The sequence below is a fragment of the Pseudomonas delhiensis genome (assembly GCF_900187975.1).
GTDB lineage: Bacteria > Pseudomonadota > Gammaproteobacteria > Pseudomonadales > Pseudomonadaceae > Pseudomonas > Pseudomonas delhiensis.
This window is the reverse complement of record NZ_FZPC01000019.1, coordinates 12602-29543: the sequence shown is the minus strand read 5'-3', so window position 1 is coordinate 29543 and position 16942 is coordinate 12602. Positions and strand designations below refer to the sequence as shown.

Annotated in this window: 19 protein-coding genes; 8 read left to right on the top strand and 11 right to left on the bottom strand. The window is 69.3% G+C overall.

The genetic code is table 11. The features are described 5' to 3' along the window. Nucleotides 1–18 precede the first annotated feature (18 nt). Entirely contained in the window at nucleotides 19–1110 is a 1092-nt protein-coding gene (locus tag CHC02_RS17690; RefSeq protein ID WP_089392759.1) for an aminopeptidase, read from the bottom strand. 69 nt (nucleotides 1111–1179) lie between these two features. Here CHC02_RS17690 and CHC02_RS17685 point away from each other — a divergent pair, with 69 nt between their 5' ends. Next, nucleotides 1180–1605, top strand: coding sequence for a PA0061/PA0062 family lipoprotein (locus CHC02_RS17685; RefSeq protein WP_089392758.1), 426 nt, complete (start codon nucleotides 1180–1182; stop codon nucleotides 1603–1605). Between the two features lie 65 nt (nucleotides 1606–1670). Continuing rightward, on the top strand, nucleotides 1671–2105 hold the full coding sequence (locus CHC02_RS17680) for a PA0061/PA0062 family lipoprotein (protein ID WP_089392757.1): 435 nt from the start codon (nucleotides 1671–1673) through the stop codon (nucleotides 2103–2105). A 10-nt stretch (nucleotides 2106–2115) separates the two neighbouring features. On the opposite strand, the gene CHC02_RS17675 is transcribed toward CHC02_RS17680, so the two are convergent. The 4 genes from CHC02_RS17675 to CHC02_RS17660 form a co-directional block, all read right to left on the bottom strand. Beyond that, nucleotides 2116–2328: a DUF1161 domain-containing protein gene (locus CHC02_RS17675; protein ID WP_244161008.1), complete on the bottom strand. Its 213-nt coding sequence runs from the start codon at nucleotides 2326–2328 to the stop codon at nucleotides 2116–2118. Between the two features lie 150 nt (nucleotides 2329–2478). Beyond that, nucleotides 2479–2703 (bottom strand): DUF1161 domain-containing protein, encoded by a 225-nt coding sequence (locus CHC02_RS17670; protein ID WP_089392756.1) that lies wholly within the window; start codon nucleotides 2701–2703, stop codon nucleotides 2479–2481. 124 nt (nucleotides 2704–2827) lie between these two features. Further along, nucleotides 2828–3043, bottom strand: a complete 216-nt coding sequence (locus CHC02_RS17665; RefSeq protein WP_089392755.1) for a dodecin — start codon at nucleotides 3041–3043, stop codon at nucleotides 2828–2830. Between the two features lie 125 nt (nucleotides 3044–3168). Next, nucleotides 3169–4053, bottom strand: coding sequence for a LysR family transcriptional regulator (locus CHC02_RS17660; RefSeq protein WP_089392754.1), 885 nt, complete (start codon nucleotides 4051–4053; stop codon nucleotides 3169–3171). A gap of 288 nt (nucleotides 4054–4341) precedes the next feature. On the opposite strand from CHC02_RS17660, the gene trpB reads away from it, so the two are divergent. From trpB to gloA2, 3 genes are all read left to right on the top strand, one after another. After that, nucleotides 4342–5550, top strand: a complete 1209-nt coding sequence (trpB, locus tag CHC02_RS17655; protein WP_089392753.1) for a tryptophan synthase subunit beta — start codon at nucleotides 4342–4344, stop codon at nucleotides 5548–5550. Then, a complete protein-coding gene (trpA, locus tag CHC02_RS17650) occupies nucleotides 5547–6353 on the top strand; it encodes a tryptophan synthase subunit alpha (protein WP_089392752.1) in 807 nt (268 codons plus the stop codon). The genes trpB and trpA overlap by 4 nt, the downstream gene beginning before the upstream one ends. Before the next feature lie 92 nt (nucleotides 6354–6445). Then, the gene (gene gloA2 / locus CHC02_RS17645) at nucleotides 6446–6829 is read left to right on the top strand and encodes an SMU1112c/YaeR family gloxylase I-like metalloprotein (protein ID WP_089392869.1); all 384 of its coding nucleotides are present in this window, start codon (nucleotides 6446–6448) and stop codon (nucleotides 6827–6829) included. Between the two features lie 557 nt (nucleotides 6830–7386). Here gloA2 and CHC02_RS17640 read toward each other — a convergent pair. Beyond that, nucleotides 7387–8322 (bottom strand): AraC family transcriptional regulator, encoded by a 936-nt coding sequence (locus tag CHC02_RS17640; protein ID WP_089392751.1) that lies wholly within the window; start codon nucleotides 8320–8322, stop codon nucleotides 7387–7389. 306 nt (nucleotides 8323–8628) lie between these two features. Between CHC02_RS17640 and CHC02_RS17635 the strand changes: the two genes are divergently transcribed. Further along, the gene (locus CHC02_RS17635) at nucleotides 8629–8943 is read left to right on the top strand and encodes an antibiotic biosynthesis monooxygenase family protein (protein WP_089392750.1); all 315 of its coding nucleotides are present in this window, start codon (nucleotides 8629–8631) and stop codon (nucleotides 8941–8943) included. Between the two features lie 6 nt (nucleotides 8944–8949). Here the strand turns inward: CHC02_RS17635 and CHC02_RS17630 are convergent, their stop codons facing one another. The 5 genes from CHC02_RS17630 to CHC02_RS17610 form a co-directional block, all read right to left on the bottom strand. Continuing rightward, nucleotides 8950–11331 (bottom strand): TonB-dependent receptor, encoded by a 2382-nt coding sequence (locus CHC02_RS17630; protein WP_089392749.1) that lies wholly within the window; start codon nucleotides 11329–11331, stop codon nucleotides 8950–8952. 253 nt (nucleotides 11332–11584) lie between these two features. After that, nucleotides 11585–12502 (bottom strand): FecR family protein, encoded by a 918-nt coding sequence (locus tag CHC02_RS17625; RefSeq protein ID WP_089392748.1) that lies wholly within the window; start codon nucleotides 12500–12502, stop codon nucleotides 11585–11587. Next, nucleotides 12499–13020: a sigma-70 family RNA polymerase sigma factor gene (locus CHC02_RS17620; RefSeq protein ID WP_089392747.1), complete on the bottom strand. Its 522-nt coding sequence runs from the start codon at nucleotides 13018–13020 to the stop codon at nucleotides 12499–12501. The genes CHC02_RS17625 and CHC02_RS17620 overlap by 4 nt, the downstream gene beginning before the upstream one ends. A gap of 92 nt (nucleotides 13021–13112) precedes the next feature. Continuing rightward, a complete protein-coding gene (locus tag CHC02_RS17615; RefSeq protein ID WP_089392746.1) occupies nucleotides 13113–13448 on the bottom strand; it encodes a DOPA 4,5-dioxygenase family protein in 336 nt (111 codons plus the stop codon). Then, entirely contained in the window at nucleotides 13445–14341 is an 897-nt protein-coding gene (locus CHC02_RS17610; protein WP_089392745.1) for a choline sulfate utilization transcriptional regulator, read from the bottom strand. The genes CHC02_RS17615 and CHC02_RS17610 overlap by 4 nt, the downstream gene beginning before the upstream one ends. Before the next feature lie 128 nt (nucleotides 14342–14469). Between CHC02_RS17610 and betC the strand changes: the two genes are divergently transcribed. Beyond that, a complete protein-coding gene (gene betC / locus CHC02_RS17605) occupies nucleotides 14470–15978 on the top strand; it encodes a choline-sulfatase (protein ID WP_089392744.1) in 1509 nt (502 codons plus the stop codon). Between the two features lie 34 nt (nucleotides 15979–16012). Next, nucleotides 16013–16936 carry a choline ABC transporter substrate-binding protein gene (gene choX, locus CHC02_RS17600; RefSeq protein ID WP_089392868.1) on the top strand — a complete coding sequence of 308 codons (924 nt, stop codon included), beginning with the start codon at nucleotides 16013–16015 and terminating at the stop codon, nucleotides 16934–16936. Nucleotides 16937–16942: the final 6 nt, after the last annotated feature.

Below are 16942 nucleotides of genomic sequence, written 5' to 3'. Positions count from 1 at the left end.
GACTATCTACGGGTGAGATTAGCGCAGGCTGACGAATTCGCCGGTTTTCAGTCGCACCAGGGCCACCTGGCGCTGCTGCGCGGGCAGGGCACCGAGCTTTTCGACCCGCGCATAGAACGCCGGCCAGTTGCCGCCCACCTGGCGCAGCAGGGTGGCGAAGGCCGGCACCCACTGGTCGTAGAGGCCGAAGGGCAGCAGCTTGGCGTTGTTCAGCGGGCCGTTCACCCAGGCGTCGTAGGGGCACTTGCCGGCCCATTCGCGCTGGCACAGCGCGCGGTAGTCGCGGCGCAGGCGCTCGAATTCGGCGGCCTTGGCGGCGCGCTTGTCGGCTTCGGGCAGGTCGCGGGCATAGAGTTCCTTCAGACGCTCGCGGGTATCCAGCACCAGGCGGGTGAAGCCTTCGCGCTGGCGCACGCGGCTCGCCTGCTCCGGCGGCAGGCCGCGGAAGGCGCGCCAGCGGCGGCCGCCCTCCTGCTCGACGAAGCTGGCATAGGACTCGTTGAAGGCGGTGTCGCCGGGCAGGTAGAAGCGCTGGTGGGCCAGCTCGTGGAACAGCGTCTCGGCCAGGCGCTGGTCGTCCCAGCGCAGCATGCTGCTGAGGATCGGGTCATCGAACCAGCCGAGGGTGGAGTAGGCCTCCACGCCGCCGACGTAGACGTCCCAGCCCTGCGCCTTCAGGCGCTGCGCCTCGGCCTTCGCCCCGGCCTCGGCATAGTAGCCGCGGTAGGCCACGCAGCCGGCGATGGGGAAGCAGTGGGTGAGCGGCTGCAGCGACAGTTCCGGCGCGGCGAACACGTTCCACACCACGTAGGGCCTGCGGATATCGCTGTACAGGCGGTAGCTGCGGTTGTCCGGCAGGGCCAGCTCGGCGCTGGCGAAGGCGCGGGCCTCCTGCGACAACGCCAGGCGCTGGCGCAGCCTGGCGTCGCGGGCGGGGTCGGCGACCACCTCGGCCACCGGTTCGCGGGCCGCCAGCAACTGCAGCTGGCCGCTGCCCAGCTGGCCGTAGTAGCCGGCGCTGGAACAACCGCCCAGCAGGAAGAACGCCAGGCAGGGAACCCAGCGGGGCAATCGGCGGTCGAGAAACGCAATACACGGGCGGGCGGGCATGCGCGGCACATTAGCACAGGCCCCTCACCGCCGCTGCCTCGCACAACAAGACTGCCCTGGAGTGTACCCATGCGCCCGCTGCTGCTCGCCACCGGCCTGCTCGTCCTGAGCGGTTGCTCGCTGATCCTGCCGCAACCCGACCCCAACCGTGCCTGGATCGACCTCGACACCACCGGCCAGAGCGACCTCTCGGCCCTGGAGGTGGACGACAAGCCCTGGCACAGCACCCGCTACTTCGAGGTCGACCCCGGCCAGCACGAGTTGCGCGTGCGCTACCAGTTCCAGGTCGAGCCGCAGAACATCGGCTCCGAGGCCGCGGTTTCCGAGGCGATGTGGCGCGACTGCCAGCTGACCCTCAAGTACAAGGACTTCGGCGCCGGCCAGCGCTACCGCCTGGAGACCGGCAGCATCGGCTTCTACCCCTGGGCGCGGCTCTACGACGACCAGGCCAACGAAATCGCCCGCGGCCGCACCGGGCGCTGCGAGAAGGTCTGAGCCACGCGCCGCGGCGCCGCCCAGGGGGTATGCTGGAAGGATTCCCCGCTTCGAGCGACACCGCCATGCGCAAACTTCCGCTGCTGTTCCTGCCGGCCCTGCTGTGTGCCTGCGCCGGCCCGCTGCCGGCCCACGACCCGCAGCTGGCCTGGGTCGACCTCTACACCCAGCCGGCCAACACCCTGCTCGCCGAGCGCCTGGACAACCAGGTGCTGCGCGACGGCCGCTTCTTCCAGGTGCCGCCGGGCAAGCACGAGCTGGAGGTGCGCTACCAGTACGAGATCCCCGGGGGAGGCGGCGGCGGGCTGGCGATGAGCGACAACACCACGCAGATCACCTGCCGCGTGTGGCTGACCTACGACAACTTCGCCCCCGGCCAGCGCTACCGCCTGGAAGTGCGCCCGCAGCTGCGCAAGGCCCTGGCCCTGCTCACCGACGCCAACGGCCAACTGGTGGCCAAGACCGACTTCCAGGGGCGGATGAACTGCGGGCTGTTCTGAGCCGGGCGGCTCAGTCGTCGTTCTTCTGGTAGATGATCTTGCGCGTGCCGCCCTCGCAGCTGCCGACCACCATGCTGGGGTCCTTCACCTCGGCGTTGGTGACTATCTCCAGGGTGTAGGAGGTCACCCCGGCGGACTGGATCTTGGTCTCGATCTCCGCCTTGAGTTCCTCGCACGGCTTGGTCTTCGCCTGGGCGGCAGCCGCGCAGGCCAGGGCCAGCATCAGCACGGCGAACTTGCTCACGGTCATGGCATTCCCTCGTCAGCCCCACCACGGGGCGCCCTATCCTAACGAGAGACAGCGCGGCGGCGACAGAGTGCCCGACAGCAAGAGGGGCGCCACTGGCGCCCCTTTCGCGGTCCCGCGGCGGCTTCAGTGCCGCGAGTAGACGATCTCCTTGCTGCCGCCCTCGCAGGTGCCGACCACCTGGCGCCCGCCGCCCGCGCCCTTGTCGACGATCTCCAGGGTGTAGCCCGAGACGCCCTTGGCCTGGAGCTTGGCGTCGATCTCGGCCTTGAGCTCCTCGCACGGCTTGCCGGCGGCCAGGGCGCTTCCCGCCAGGGCCAGCAGGCCGGCGGCCAACAACACTTTCTTCATGGCTGATGCTCCTTCGCTGAACGAATGGACGAAGGGCCCGCTGGGCCCGTGTGAACGGCCGCGCCACGGCGGCCATGCAAGCCCCCGGCGCCCCGGCCCGCGGGCGCCCGGCGGCGAATGCCGGTCAGCTGTCGGCGATCTTGAAGCCAACCTTCAGCGTCACCTGGTAATGCCCCACCGCACCGTTCTCGATATGCCCGCGGGTGTCCACCACCTCGAACCATTCCAGGTCCCGCAACGACTTCGAGGCCTCGGCCAGGGCGTTGTTGATGGCGTCCTCGATGCTGGTGCGCGAGGAACCGACCAGCTCGATCTTCTTGTAGGTGTGATGGTTCGACATCGGGTGCTCCTTGGCGCGCCTGGCGGCGCACAGTGCTGAATGTCCTCGTAGGACACTAGCCGAGCCCTGGAAGTGCAGCAAATTGCCGCCAGCGGCCAATGGCCACGCGCCAGGGCGCGGCCAGGTCAGCCCAGCTCGCCCCGCAGCCAGCGGGCCAGGCGTTCGGCGCGGGCGTCGGTGCGTCGCGCCGGGGCCCACAGCGCCAGGCGCGCGGCGGTTTCGACGAAGCCCCAGGGCGCGGCCAGGCGGCCGGCGGCGAGGTCGTCGGCCACCAGCGCCTGGGGGGCGATGGCCACGCCCAGGCCGGCCACCGCCGCTTCCAGCAGGTAGTACAGGTGCTCGAAGCCCTGGCCCAGGCGCAGCGCGCCGGCGTCCAGGCCCTGGGCGAGCGCCCACTGCGGCCAGGCCTGGGGCCGCGAGGTGGTGTGCAGCAGTGCCTCGCCCAGCAGCGCCCGGGGCGCGGCCCGCTGCAGCTCGGCGAAGCGCGGGTGGCGTGGGCTGAGCACCGGGCCGATGCGCTCGGCGGCCAGCTCGAACACCTGCATGTCCGCCGGCCACGGCGGCTCGGCGAACAGCAGGGTGGCGTCGACGCCGCCGCGCCGCGGGTCCTGCTCGCCCTCGCTGGCCGACAGTTGCAGGCGCAGCTCCGGCAGCTCGCGGTTGAGGCGGTCCAGGCGCGGGATGAACCAGCGGGCCAGCAGGCTGCCCGGGCAACCGAGCACGAAGGGCGCCTCGCCGCCGGCCTGGCGCAGTTCGGCGCAGACGCGGCGCAAGCGCTCGAAGGCATCGCCGCTGGCCTCGCCCAGGCGGCGGCCGGCATCGGTGAGTTTTACGCCGCGCCCGTCCTTGGCCAGCAGGGCCACGCCGAGGTCTTCCTCCAGTTGCCGCAGCTGCCGGCTCACCGCGCCGTGGGTGACGTGCAGCTCGGCTGCCGCCTGGCTTACGCCGCCAAGGCGGGCCACGGCGTCGAAGGCGCGCAGGGCGTTGAGCGGGGGAAGGTCGCGGCTCATGGCGTTCAACCTGTGAGTTTTCCTGACATGCCTGGGCGATCTTATCGCTTTTCCCGCCCGCCCGGCAGTCGTATCCTCGGCACATTCCGTAGGAGCAACGGTCTTGCGCCGAGGTGCTCTTCGTAGGATGGGTTGAGCTTGCGAAACCCATGCGGTTGCGCTGATGGGTATCGCTTCGCTCAACACCATCCTACGAAAAGCCGTGCTTCCCTGGAGGTGTAGGAGCGGGCCCTGCCCGCGATCGCGCCCAGGGGCGCTCCTACCTACCGACACCAGAGGAACCTTCCCATGTCCACATTGCGCACCGGTCCCGACGCCAAGGGCCTGTTCGGCAGCTTCGGCGGCCAGTACGTCGCCGAGACCCTGATGCCGCTGATCCACGACCTGGCCCGCGAGTACGACAAGGCCAAGGAGGATCCGGAGTTCCACAAGGAACTGGCCTACTTCCAGCGCGACTACGTCGGCCGCCCGAGCCCGCTGTACTTCGCCGAGCGCCTGACCGAGCACTGCGGCGGGGCGAAGATCTACTTGAAGCGCGAAGAGCTCAACCACACCGGCGCGCACAAGATCAACAACTGCATCGGCCAGATTCTCCTGGCCAGGCGCATGGGCAAGCAGCGCATCATCGCCGAGACCGGCGCCGGCATGCACGGCGTGGCCACCGCCACCGTGGCGGCGCGCTTCGGCATGAAGTGCGTGGTCTACATGGGCACCACCGACATCGACCGCCAGCAGGCCAACGTCTTCCGCATGCGCCTGCTGGGCGCCGAGGTGATCCCGGTCACCGCCGGCACCGGCACCCTCAAGGACGCCATGAACGAAGCCCTGCGCGACTGGGTGACCAACGTCCACGACACCTTCTACCTGATCGGCACCGTGGCCGGCCCGCACCCCTACCCGGCGATGGTCCGCGACTTCCAGGCGGTGATCGGCAAGGAAACCCGCGAGCAACTGGCCGAGAAGGAAGGCCGCCTGCCCGACTCCCTGGTCGCCTGCATCGGCGGCGGCTCCAACGCCATGGGCCTGTTCCACCCGTTCCTGGATGACGCCAGCGTCAAGATCGTCGGCGTGGAAGCCGCCGGCCACGGCATCGAGACCGGCAAGCACGCGGCCAGCCTGAACGGCGGCGTGCCCGGCGTGCTGCACGGCAACCGCACCTTCCTGCTGCAGGACGAGGACGGCCAGATCATCGACGCCCACTCCATCTCCGCCGGCCTGGACTACCCCGGCATCGGCCCGGAACACGCCTGGCTGCACGACATCGGCCGCGTCGAGTACACCTCGATCACCGACCACGAGGCGCTGCAGGCCTTCCATACCTGCTGCCGCCTGGAAGGCATCATCCCGGCGCTGGAGTCCTCCCACGCCCTGGCCGAGGTGTTCAAGCGCGCGCCGAACCTGCCCAAGGACCACATCATGGTGGTGAACCTGTCCGGTCGTGGCGACAAGGACATGCAGACCGTCATGCACCACATGCAACAGGAGCAGAAAGCATGAGCCGCCTGCAGACCCGCTTCGCCGAACTGAAACAGCAGAACCGCGCCGCCCTGGTGACCTTCATCACCGCCGGCGACCCGGGCTACTCCACCTCGCTGGACATCCTCAAGGGCCTGCCCGAGGCCGGCGCCGACGTGATCGAGCTGGGCATGCCGTTCACCGACCCCATGGCCGACGGCCCGGCGATCCAGCTGGCCAACATCCGCGCCCTGGGCAACGGCCAGAACCTGGCCAGGACGCTGAAGATGGTCCGCGAGTTCCGCGCCGGCAACGACAGCACCCCGCTGGTGCTGATGGGCTACTTCAACCCCATCCACTTCTATGGCGTGGAGCGCTTCATCGCCGATGCCAAGGAAGCCGGCGTCGACGGCCTGATCATCGTCGACCTGCCGCCGGAGCATAACGAGGACCTGTGCCAGCCGGCCCAGGCCGCGGGGCTGGACTTCATCCGCCTGACCACCCCGACCACCGACGACAAGCGCCTGCCCACCGTGCTGGAAGGCAGCTCGGGCTTCGTCTACTACGTCTCGGTGGCCGGCGTGACCGGCGCCGGAGCTGCGACCCTGGAGCACGTCGAGCAGGCCGTGGCGCGCCTGCGCCGCCACACCGAGCTGCCGGTGGCCATCGGCTTCGGCATCCGCACCCCGAAACACGCCGCCAGCGTCGCCCGCCTGGCCGACGGCGTGGTGGTGGGCTCGGCGCTGGTGGACAAGATCGCCAGCGCGCAAAGCTCCGCCGACGCCGTCGAAGGCGTGCTGGGCCTGTGCCGCGAACTGGCCGAGGGCGTGCGCAAGGCGCGCTGACAGGCCGGGTTCGCGAGCAAGCTCGCGCCTACGAGGCGCCGGCGAACAGGTTGCATAATGGGCCGCGTGTTTCCCGCAGCGGCCCCATGCCCATGAACCTGCACAGCCTCCACCACGTCGCCCTGATCTGCTCCGACTATCCGCGCTCCAGGCGCTTCTACAGCGAAGTCCTGGGCCTGCGGGTGATCGCCGAGACCTACCGCGCCGAGCGCGACTCCTGGAAGCTCGACCTGGCCCTGGGCGAGGTGCAGCTGGAACTCTTCTCCTTCCCCGGCGCGCCGCCGCGGCCGTCCTACCCCGAGGCCCAGGGCTTGCGCCACCTGGCGTTCGCCGTGGAGGACCTGGACGCCGCCGTGGCCGAGCTGGAAGGCCAGGGCGTGCGTTGCGAGCCGATCCGTTGCGATGGGCTGACCGGCAAGCGCTTCACCTTCTTCGCCGACCCGGACGGGTTGCCGTTGGAGTTGTACGAGCGTTGATGGACAGGCCGCCGGCCTGTCGGCCGGATCGCGGATGAATCCGCTCCTACCTTACAGGCAGGCACGGCTTATTCGCGAATGGTGCTTGCCTGGGACTTTGGGGTTGGGCTTTAGAGCACCCTCTCCCTAACCCTCTCCCTGAAGGGAGAGGGGACCGTTCGGCATGCGCTGTTATCTCGACGCTCGCCGGCAAGCTCGGTGGTATCCAGCAGAAACCATATCCCTTCTCGGCACGGACTAGCCCCCTCTCCCTTCAGGGAGAGGGCTGGGGAGAGGGGCTCTTAGACCTGACACCGATCCTCCAGCCAGCAGCTGAGAATCGCCTCCGTACGGACAGGCACGGCTTCTCGTAGGATGGCGTTGAGCGAAGCGATACCCATCGCCATGGCGGAGAGCCGCGAACGGGTCGCCATGGCGCGAGGAGCGTTCAAGGTCAGGCGGCGTATAACCGCGAACGGTTATACGCCCTACGTCTCTGGGTTATTCCCCTTCGGGCCAGCGCAAGCGCTGTTCGCGATGGAGCCGCGTCCCGCGTTCGCGGGAACCCCATGGACAATTCAAGCCGGCATCGCCGCGTCGCCCAGGGCGTTGCGCAGGCTGGCCAGGTCGCGCAGCGGCGGGGCGCCGAACAGGCGGCTGTATTCGCGGCTGAACTGCGAGGGGCTCTCGTAGCCCACGCGGTGGCCGGCCACCGCCACTTCCAGGCCCTCGGAGAGCATCAGCCGGCGCGCCTCCTGCAGGCGCAGCTGCTTCTGGTACTGCAGCGGGCTGAGCGCGGTGACTTCCTTGAAGCGGTGGTGCAGGGTGGAGGCGCTGAGGTTGACCTCGCGGGCCAGGTCCTCGATGCGCAGGGCCTTGTCGAAGTTGCGGTTGAGCCATTCGATGGCGCGGGTCACCCGGTGCGTCTGGCTGTCGGTCATCGCCAGGTCGTGCAGCAGGTGGCCCTGGGGCCCGCGCAGCAGGCGGTAGAGGATCTCGCGGGTGTACAGCGGCGCCAGCATGGCGATGTCGCGCGGGCTGTCGAGCAGGCGCATCAGCCGCAGCAGGGCGTCGAGCACCGAGGTGTCCAGGCGCTGCAGGTAGATGCCGCGGCCGGCCGGGCGCGGGGTGCTGCCGGCCAGGCCGGCGTCGGCGATCAGCCGCGTCAGCTCGCCCGGGTCGATGTCCAGGCGCAGCGACAGGTAGGGTTTTTCCGGCGAGGCGTCGACCACCTGGCCGCACACCGGCAGGGTCACCGAGACCACCAGCAGGTTGAGTTCGTCGTAGCGGTAGATTTCCGGGCCGACGCGGATTTCCTTGCTGCCCTGGGCGATGACGCACAGCGCCGGGCGGTACAGGGTGGGCATGCGGCCTTCGCTGGGCTGCTCCATGCGCGCCAGCGACAGCGCCTCGATGGCGGTGTCGTGGACGCCGGAGAGGCTGTTGCAGTGGCGCTCGATGATATCGGCCAGTTCCTGGCGGCTGGCGGTGACGAGGTCGTGGGGCTGCGACATACGGGGGCCTCCGAAAGTGGCGGCGTCCAGCTTACGCCCGGGCGGGCGCGGGAAGTGTGACAGGGCGACGGGCGCTGGAGGATCGGGCAAGCAATCGGCAGGATCGTACAAGCCGGCCTGCGTGGGAAGCCCCCATCATGCCAGCCAGGCCGGGGAATCCGCCGCTTCGGGCAAGGCGGCGCGGATGACGCAGGATCAGGCAAGAAGCCGGCAGCATCCGTCTACCGCTGGCCAGGGCCCCGCCCCTACTCTGGCACAACCGGGCCGAGCCCCCATTCCAGTGCCCGGGACAGGAGGAAATCGCCCATGGCCATTCGCCAACCGCTCGAACACCACCTGCTGATCCGGTCCCGCCCCGGCCACGAGGCCAAGCTGGCGCAGTTGCTGGACCGCCTGATCAGCGCCGCGCACCAGGTGCCCGGCTGCCAGTCCTACGAGGTGCTGCTGCCGGCCACCAGCAGCGACTTCTGGCGCCTGCGCGGCCGCTGGGCCGACGCCGAAAGCCTGCAGGCCTACCTGGAACTGCCGCTGCAACAGCTGCTGGGGGAAATCCTCCAGCACCACGCCCTGAGCCTGCACACCCACCTGGACGCGCCGCGCGAGGATTCCCGCGCGGCCTGAGCCCCTTCAGTACTCCATGCGCCAGCCCAGGGTGAAGGTGCGCCCGCGGCCCTGGTAGTCGTAGAGGTAGGCCGGCCCGTAGGTCGGCGAATAGAACAGCGTCGCCCGCTGCCCCCACACGGTGCTGTACTCGCGGTCCAGCAGGTTCTGGATGCCCGCGCTGAAGGTGCCGAACCCCGTCTTGCGTTCCCCCATCAGGTCGAAGGTGGTGTAGCCGTCGATCTCGTGGTCGGCGTCGTCCTTCAGGTTCATGGCGTGGTTGGCCTGCAGCCGCGCGCTGTTGAGCTCGTCGTTCCAGCCGACGAAGGCGGTGGCCTTGGACAGCGAGGCGTAGCGCGCGTCGCGCTTGATCCAGTCGCCGTCGGCGTCCTCTTCCTCGGAACGCACCAGGTGCAGGGTGGTGCCGCCCTGCCAGCCGTTCTCGAAGTAGCGCGTCAGCGCGCCCTCGAAGCCGAAGTCGCGGCTCTTCTGGTCGACCACGTCGATGGTCAGGGTGGCCTGGTCGGTGGTGATGACCTTGTCCGACCAGATGTAGTACAGCGCGGTCTGCGCCTGCCAGTTCATGTCCGCGTAGCGCCAGCCCAGCTCGACCTGGCGGCTCTTGATGCCGGCCAGCGGGTTGTCGTCCACCGACAGCCCGGGCTTGCCGTAGTACTTGGCCGGGTCGGGCAGGTCGAAGCCCTCGCTGTAGTTGCCCCACAGCTGGTGGCCGTTGTGGAAGTCGTAGATGGCGCCGAGGTTGAACAGGTTGACCTGGTAGTCGTTGCTGCCGCCGGGCACGCCCTTGAAGTCGTCGACCTCGACGTCCATCTTCTGGTGCCGCGCGCCGCCGGAGAGGGTCAGGTCGTCGGTCAGCTTCCAGTCCAGCTGGCCGTAGAACGACAGGCCGTCGACCACGTAGCTGGGGTAGCGCGGCGCGCTGCTGGCGGTGCTCAGGTCGAGGCCGCCGCTCTGCGAGGAGACCAGCTGGTCGAAGGTCTTCTGCTCGGCGTTGAAGCGCTCGTGGTCCAGGTCCACGCCGTAGGTGAACTTGAAGGCGTCCCACTGCTTGCTGAACAGGCCCTTGAGGCCGCTGACCTCGAAGTTCTGCTGCGAGGCGGCGAAGTACACCCCGTTCACCCCGGCCGGCTTGCCGGCGTTGTAGTAGGGGAAGGGGTAGAAGTTGTCGTCTTCCTTGCGGTAGTAGGCCTGCAGGTAGAAGTCCTGGTCCAGCAGGTTGGCGTGGTGGTAGTTGGCGTTGAGCAGCAGGCGGCGGGTCTGCGGCTCCAGGTCGGTGTCCATGCCGCTGCGGATCTGCGCGTCGTCCAGGTCCGACGGGGCCTTGTAGTTCAGGTGCGGAAAGTAGATGCCGGTGCTGCCGTCGTTGCCCGAGTCGTAGTACTGGGCCAGCAGGTCCAGGCTCTGCTCGTCGGTGAACTGCGCGGTGAGGTTGCCCATGACGTCGACGGTGCGGTTGTACTGCAGGTCGGTCTGGGTGTTGTCGATGAAGATCTGGTTGCCGGCGCCATCGTAGAAGGCCTCGTTCTTCTCCGCCGAAACGCCCAGGCGGCCGCTCAGGCGGTCGGTGCCGCCGCTGACCGACTGGGCCAGGCGGGTGGAGAGGTCGTCGCTGTTGTTGAAGCCGCTACTGGCGCCGAGCTGGCTTTCGAAGCGGGCGCCGCCGGGCGCGCCCTTCCTGGTGATGATGTTGATGATGCCGCCGGTGGCGCCGCCGCCGTAGATGGCGCTGGCGCCGGAGAGCACCTCGATGCGCTCGACGTTGAACGGCGAGATGCTGTCGAACTGCCGCGACAGGCCGCGGGAGCTGTTCTGGCTGACGCCGTCGATCATCACCAGCACGTTGCGCCCGCGCATGTTCTGGCCGTAGTTGGTGCGGCCTTCCGGCGCCAGGTCGAGGCCGGGGACCAGCTTGCCCACCGCTTCCTTGAGGCTGACGCCGGTGTCCAGCTGTTCGCGCAGCTGGGCCTGGTCGACCACCCAGACGGTGCCGGGGATGGAGCTGATGTCGGTGGGGGTGCGCGCGGCCACGCTGATCTGCGTCGGCGCCATGCTCAGCGGCTCGCCGCCGGCGGCCTTCTCGCGCTGCAGCACGACGGTGCGCTCGTCGCTGAAGCTCCAGCGCATGCCGCTGCCGGAAAGCAGCCTGTCCAGCGCTTCCTCGCGGCTGTAGCGGCCATCCAGGCCGGGGCTCTTCAGGCCCTGGACGTCCTCGGAGTTGAACAGCAGGTGCAGGCCGGCCTGGTCGGCGAACTGAGTCAGGGCGCTGTCCAGGCTGCGCGGCGCGATGTGCAGCTCGAGGTCCCCGGCGGCCAGGGCCAGGGGGCTGGCGCCGCCGAGCAGGGTGGCCAGGGCCAGGGCGCGGTACAGCAGGGAGAGGCGGTGATGCATGCGGGGGTTTCCGTTCTTGTGGGCGTGGGCGCGTTTGTTGGGAATTCTTCGCGTTCATGCCTACGACGAAACGGGGTGGCTGACCTTGCAGTGGGGGATCGAAAAAATTTTCATTTGCAGGGGACGGCTGTAGGAGCGAGCTTGCTCGCGAACAGCGCTTACCGGCAGCTTCGGTGTGTTGGTTTGGCGCCGCACCCTCTCCCCAGCCCTCTCCCTTCAGGGAGAGGGCTGGGGAGAGGGTGCTCTTCAGCCCCTACGAAGAAACCGGCCTAACCACCACCAACCAAGGCAACCGCGTCACCCGCACCGGCTGCAATCGCTGCAACGTCTGCAGCAACGCATCAGGATCATCCAAATCGAACACCCCGCTGACCTTGTGCCGACGCAGCACCTCGTCAGTCAGCAGGATGCGCCCCGGCAGGTAGCGCTCCAGCTCCGCCAGCACCTCGCCCAGCGGGCGCTGGTTGAAGATCAGCTTGCCGCGCTGCCAGGCGCTGGCGCTGTCCAGGTCCAGCGGCTGCACCGGGCCGGGGGCGGCCTGGTAGGCCAGGCGCTCGCCGGCGGCCAGACGCACCGCCGGTTGGCCGCCGGCCTCCACCCGCACCACCCCCTCGGTCACCGCCACCTGCACGCCCGGCCCGCGGCTGTCGACGTCGAAGCGGGTGCCCACGGCGGTCACCTCGCCATCGCCCGCGTGCACCACGAAGGGCCGCTGGGCGTCCCTGGCCACCTCGAACAGCGCCTCGCCGCCATACAGATGCAGGCTCCGACGGCTGGCGGAGAAGTCCACCGACAGCGCGCTGGCGCTGTTCAGCCAGACGCGGCTGCCGTCGGCCAGCTCGACCAGCCGGCGTTCGCCGGTGCGGGTGGCGTAGTCGGCGTAAATCCCGGCCACGGGCGTGGGCAGGGCCACCGCCACGGCCAACGCGGCGACGCAAGCGGCCGCCGCCACGACAGCCAGGCGGCGCGGGCGCAGCAGGCGGTGGCGGCGGGCCGCGCGGGTGGCCGGCAGGGCGCCCCACAGGGCTTCGGCGCTGCGCGCGGCGCTTTCGTGCGCGGGGCTTTGCGCACGCCACTGGGCGAATTCGCGGCGGCGGCCGGCCTCGACGCGGCCGGAGTGCAGCTCCACCAGCCAGTCGAGGGCCTGGTTCTCCAGGTCGATGCGGCTCATGGCTGGGCCTCCTGCTGTTGCAGGTGGTCGCGGCAATGGCGCATGGCCTGGACGATGTACTTGCCCACCATGCTCTCGGAGACGCCGAGGCGACGGGCGATCTGCGCGTGGGTCAGGCCGTCCAGGCGGTTCATCAGCAGCGCCTGGCGGGCCTTGGACGGCAGTTGGTCGAGGGCGGCGTCGAGCTGTTCCAGGGCCTCGCGGGCGAGCAGGCGCGATTCCAGGCCGGCGCCGGGGTCGCTGACTTCGTTGGCCGCCGTTTCCTCGACGTGCAACTCGGCCAGCCGGCCCTCGCGGCGCAGGTTGTCGATGGCCAGGTTGCCGGCGACGCGGAACAGATAGGCGCGGGGGTCCTGCACCTCGGTGTCGGGGTTCTGGTCGGCCAGGCGCAGCCAGGTGTCCTGGGCCACGTCGGCGGCGCGCTGGTTGTCGCCCAGGCGGCGGGCGAGGAAGCGCAGCAGGTCCGCATAGTGCGCCTGGAAGCTCTGCAGGAGGCTGGAGGAGGCGAAACGCCGCATGATGACCGCGATACCCTGGAATACCGGCCCGCCGCGGGCGGGCCGCCGGTAAAGCGGGCAAGCATACAACGAATCGAGAATCATTATCGAATTCAGCCGAACTGCGACAGGTCCAGCGGCCGCACCGCGCCCATCCAGATGGCGTGGTCGCGGTGGTCGCGCAGGTCGTCGCCGGTGTCCGGGTGGATGAATACCACCAGGCCATCGCGGTGCAGCGCCAGCCAGGGCACCACGGCGGCGAAGGCTTCGCTGCCGAAGGCCAGCTGGCAGCTCCAGTCCGGGTGCGGGCCCACCGGGCGCTGGTGCATGCGGCCCATCTGCACGCCGAAGCGGCGCACCGCCTCCTCGCACAGCTGGCGGGCCTGTTCGAGGCTGTCGGCGTCGTAGTAGACGTGGGCGTGGTAGCCGTGGATCTGCGCTTCGTTCATCGGTCCTGTTCCAGTTCGGCGCGCAGCCAGTCGACGAAGGGCTGCAGCAGGCGGGCGCGGCGCTTGCGCTCGGGCAGCACGGCGTAATAGCCGTAGCGCGACGCCGCGCTCTCGCGGATGGGCCGGCACAGTAACCCCTGCTCCAGCAGTTCGTCGACCAGGTGGCGCCAGCCGATGGCCACGCCCTGGCCGGCGATGGCCGCCTGCACCAGCAGCGTGTAGTTGTCGAAGCGTAGCCCGGAAGCCTCCGGCGGGCGCGGCAGCTCCAGGGCGCGGAACAGCCCCGGCCAGTCAAACCAGCGGCTGTGGGCCTCGGGCTTCAGGTGCAGCAATGGCAGGCGCTGCAGCTCCTCCAGGGGCAGCGGCGCCTGGCGCTCGCCGAGCAGGCGCGGGCTGCACACCGGGAAGACTTCCTCGCCGAACAGCAGCAACGGCTCGCCATGCTTGAAGCGCCCGTCGCCGAAGGCGATGGCCACGTCCACGTCGCTGCGCAGGCTGCTGGGGCTGCGCTCGCTGCTCAGCAGGCTGACGTCCAGCTCCGGGTGCCGCTGGCGGAAGCGCGGCAGGCGCGGCATCAGCCAGTAGGCGGCGAAGGCGAAGTCGGTGGCCACCTGCAGCACCTCCTGGGTGCGCCGGGCGCTGACCGCCTCGACCCCGGCCTCCAGCTCCGCCAGCCCGGCCTGCACGTGGCGCAGCAGCAACTGGCCGCTTTCCGTCAGAACGATGCCGCGGTGCACGCGGTCGAACAGACGCGCGCCCAGCAGCTTCTCCAGGCGCTTGATCTGCTGGCTCACCGCCGGCTGGCTGCTGCCCAGTTCGGCGGCCGCCGCGGTGAAGCCCTGCTCGCGGGCGGCGCACTCGAATACGCGGAGCAGTTCCAGGGGCAGGCTCATGGCTGCGCCACCCATAAGCTGGCGTTATCCGAAGCATGTATGGCCATGCGGTTTACCCCCTGCCGGCGCGGCGTGACACTGCTGTCACGCACTATTCCATAACAACCGTGCATAGGATAAGTCCCGCCATGCCACGCCCGAACATTCTCTTCATCATGGCCGACCAGATGGCCGCGCCGCTGCTGCCCCTCCACGACGCCGCCTCGCCCATCCGCATGCCCAACCTGATGCGCCTGGCCGAGCGGGCCGTGGTGTTCGACTCGGCCTACTGCAACAGCCCGCTGTGCGCGCCCTCGCGCTTCACCCTGGTGAGCGGCCAGCTGCCGACGAAGATCGGCGCCTGGGACAACGCCGCCGACTTCGCCGCCGACGTCCCCACCTACGCCCACCACCTGCGCCGCCTGGGCTACCGCACGGCGCTGTCGGGCAAGATGCACTTCTGCGGCCCGGACCAGCTGCACGGCTACGAGGAACGCTTGACCTGCGACATCTACCCCGCCGACTACGGCTGGGCGGTGAACTGGGACGAGCCGCAGGTGCGCCCGAGCTGGTACCACAACATGTCCTCGGTGCTGCAGGCCGGGCCCTGCGTACGCACCAACCAGCTGGACTTCGACGACGAGGTGGTGTTCAAGGCGCGCCAGTACCTCTACGACCACGTCCGCGAACACGCCGAGCAGCCGTTCTGCCTGACCGTCTCCATGACCCACCCCCACGACCCCTACACCATCCCCCGCGAGTACTGGGATATGTACCGCGACGAGGACATCCCCATGCCCACCGTGGAGCTGGCGCAGCACGAGCAGGACCCGCACTCCCAGCGCCTGCTCAAGGTCATCGACCTGTGGGGCAAGCCGCTGCCGCCGGAGAAGATCCGCGACGCCCGCCGCGCCTACTTCGGCGCCTGCAGCTACGTCGACGCGCAGATAGGCGCGCTGCTCAGGACCCTGGAGGAATGCGACCTGGCCGAGGACACCCTGGTGGTGTTCTCCGGCGACCACGGCGACATGCTGGGCGAGCGCGGCCTCTGGTACAAGATGCACTGGTTCGAGATGGCCGCCCGCGTGCCCATGCTGATCCACGCCCCGGGCCGCTTCGCAGCGCGCCATGTGGCCGAGTCGGTGTCCACCCTCGACCTGCTGCCGACCCTGGTGGAACTGGCCGGCGGCGAGCTGCCGCAGGACCTGGAGCTGGACGGCCGCTCGCTGCTGCCGCACCTGCAGGGCCGGGGCGGGCACGACGAGGTGATCGGCGAGTACACCGCCGAAGGCACCCTCAGCCCGCTGATGATGATCCGCCGCGGCGACTACAAGTTCGTCTACTCCGAACAGGACCCGTGCCTGCTCTACGACCTGAAGAACGACCCGCGCGAGCTGGAGAACCTGGCCGGCTCGGCGGCGCACCGCGAGCTGTTCGACGCCTTCCTGGCCGAAGCCCGGCAGCGTTGGGACATCCCGGCGATCACCGCCCGCGTGCTGGCCAGCCAGCGCCGCCGGCGCTTCGTCGCCGACGCCTTGCAGCGCGGCAAGCTGACCAGCTGGGACCACCAGCCCTTCGTCGATGCCAGCCAGCAGTACATGCGCAACCACATCGACCTGGACGACCTGGAGCGCCGCGCCCGCTATCCCAAACCCTGATAACCACAACCAGAAAAGCCGAGGGGAGATGAGCATGACCAAGTTACGTGCATTGCTGCTGGCCACCACCGTGGCGCTGGCCGGCCAGGCCGCGCAGGCCGAGGACGAAGCCTGCGCCACGGTGAAACTGGCCGACCCGGGCTGGACCGACATCGCCGTGACCAACGGCGTCGCCAGCTTCCTGCTCGACGCCCTGGGCTACCAGGCCAAGGTCGACACCCTTTCGGTGCCGATCACCTACGGCGGCCTGCGCGACGGCCAGGTGGACGCCTTCCTCGGCAACTGGATGCCGGCGCAGCAGGGCTTCCACGACCAGTTCATCGCCAGCGGCCAGGTCACGCAACTGGCGAAGAACCTGGAAGGCACCGAGTTCACCCTGGCCGTGCCGACCTACGTCTATAACGCCGGGGTGAAGAACTTCGCCGACCTGCAGAAGCATGCCGACCAGTTCAACCACAAGGTCTACGGCATCGGCTCGGGCGCGCCGGCCAACCAGTCGCTCCAGAAGATGATCGGCGGCAACGAGTTCGGCCTGGGCGACTGGAAGCTGGTGGAGTCCAGCGAGCAGGCCATGCTCGCCGAGGTGGGCCGGGCGGTGAAGCGCGACCGCTGGATCGTCTTCCTCGGCTGGACGCCGCACCCGATGAACGTGAAGTACGACATGAAGTACCTGGCCGGCGGCGACAAGTACTTCGGCAGCACCGGCAGCGTCTACACCATCACCCGCAACGGCTACGCCAAACAGTGCCCGAACAGCGCCAGGCTGCTGGCCAACCTGAGCTTCGACCTGAAGATGGAGAACGCCATCATGGCCGAGGTGCTGGAGAAGAACGTCGCCAACCAGCAAGCGGTGAAAGCCTGGATCAAGGCCAACCCGCAGGTCCTGGGCAAATGGCTGGACGGCGTGAAGACCCGCGACGGCGGCGACGCCCTGGCCGCCGTGCAGGCCAAGCTCTGACCGCCG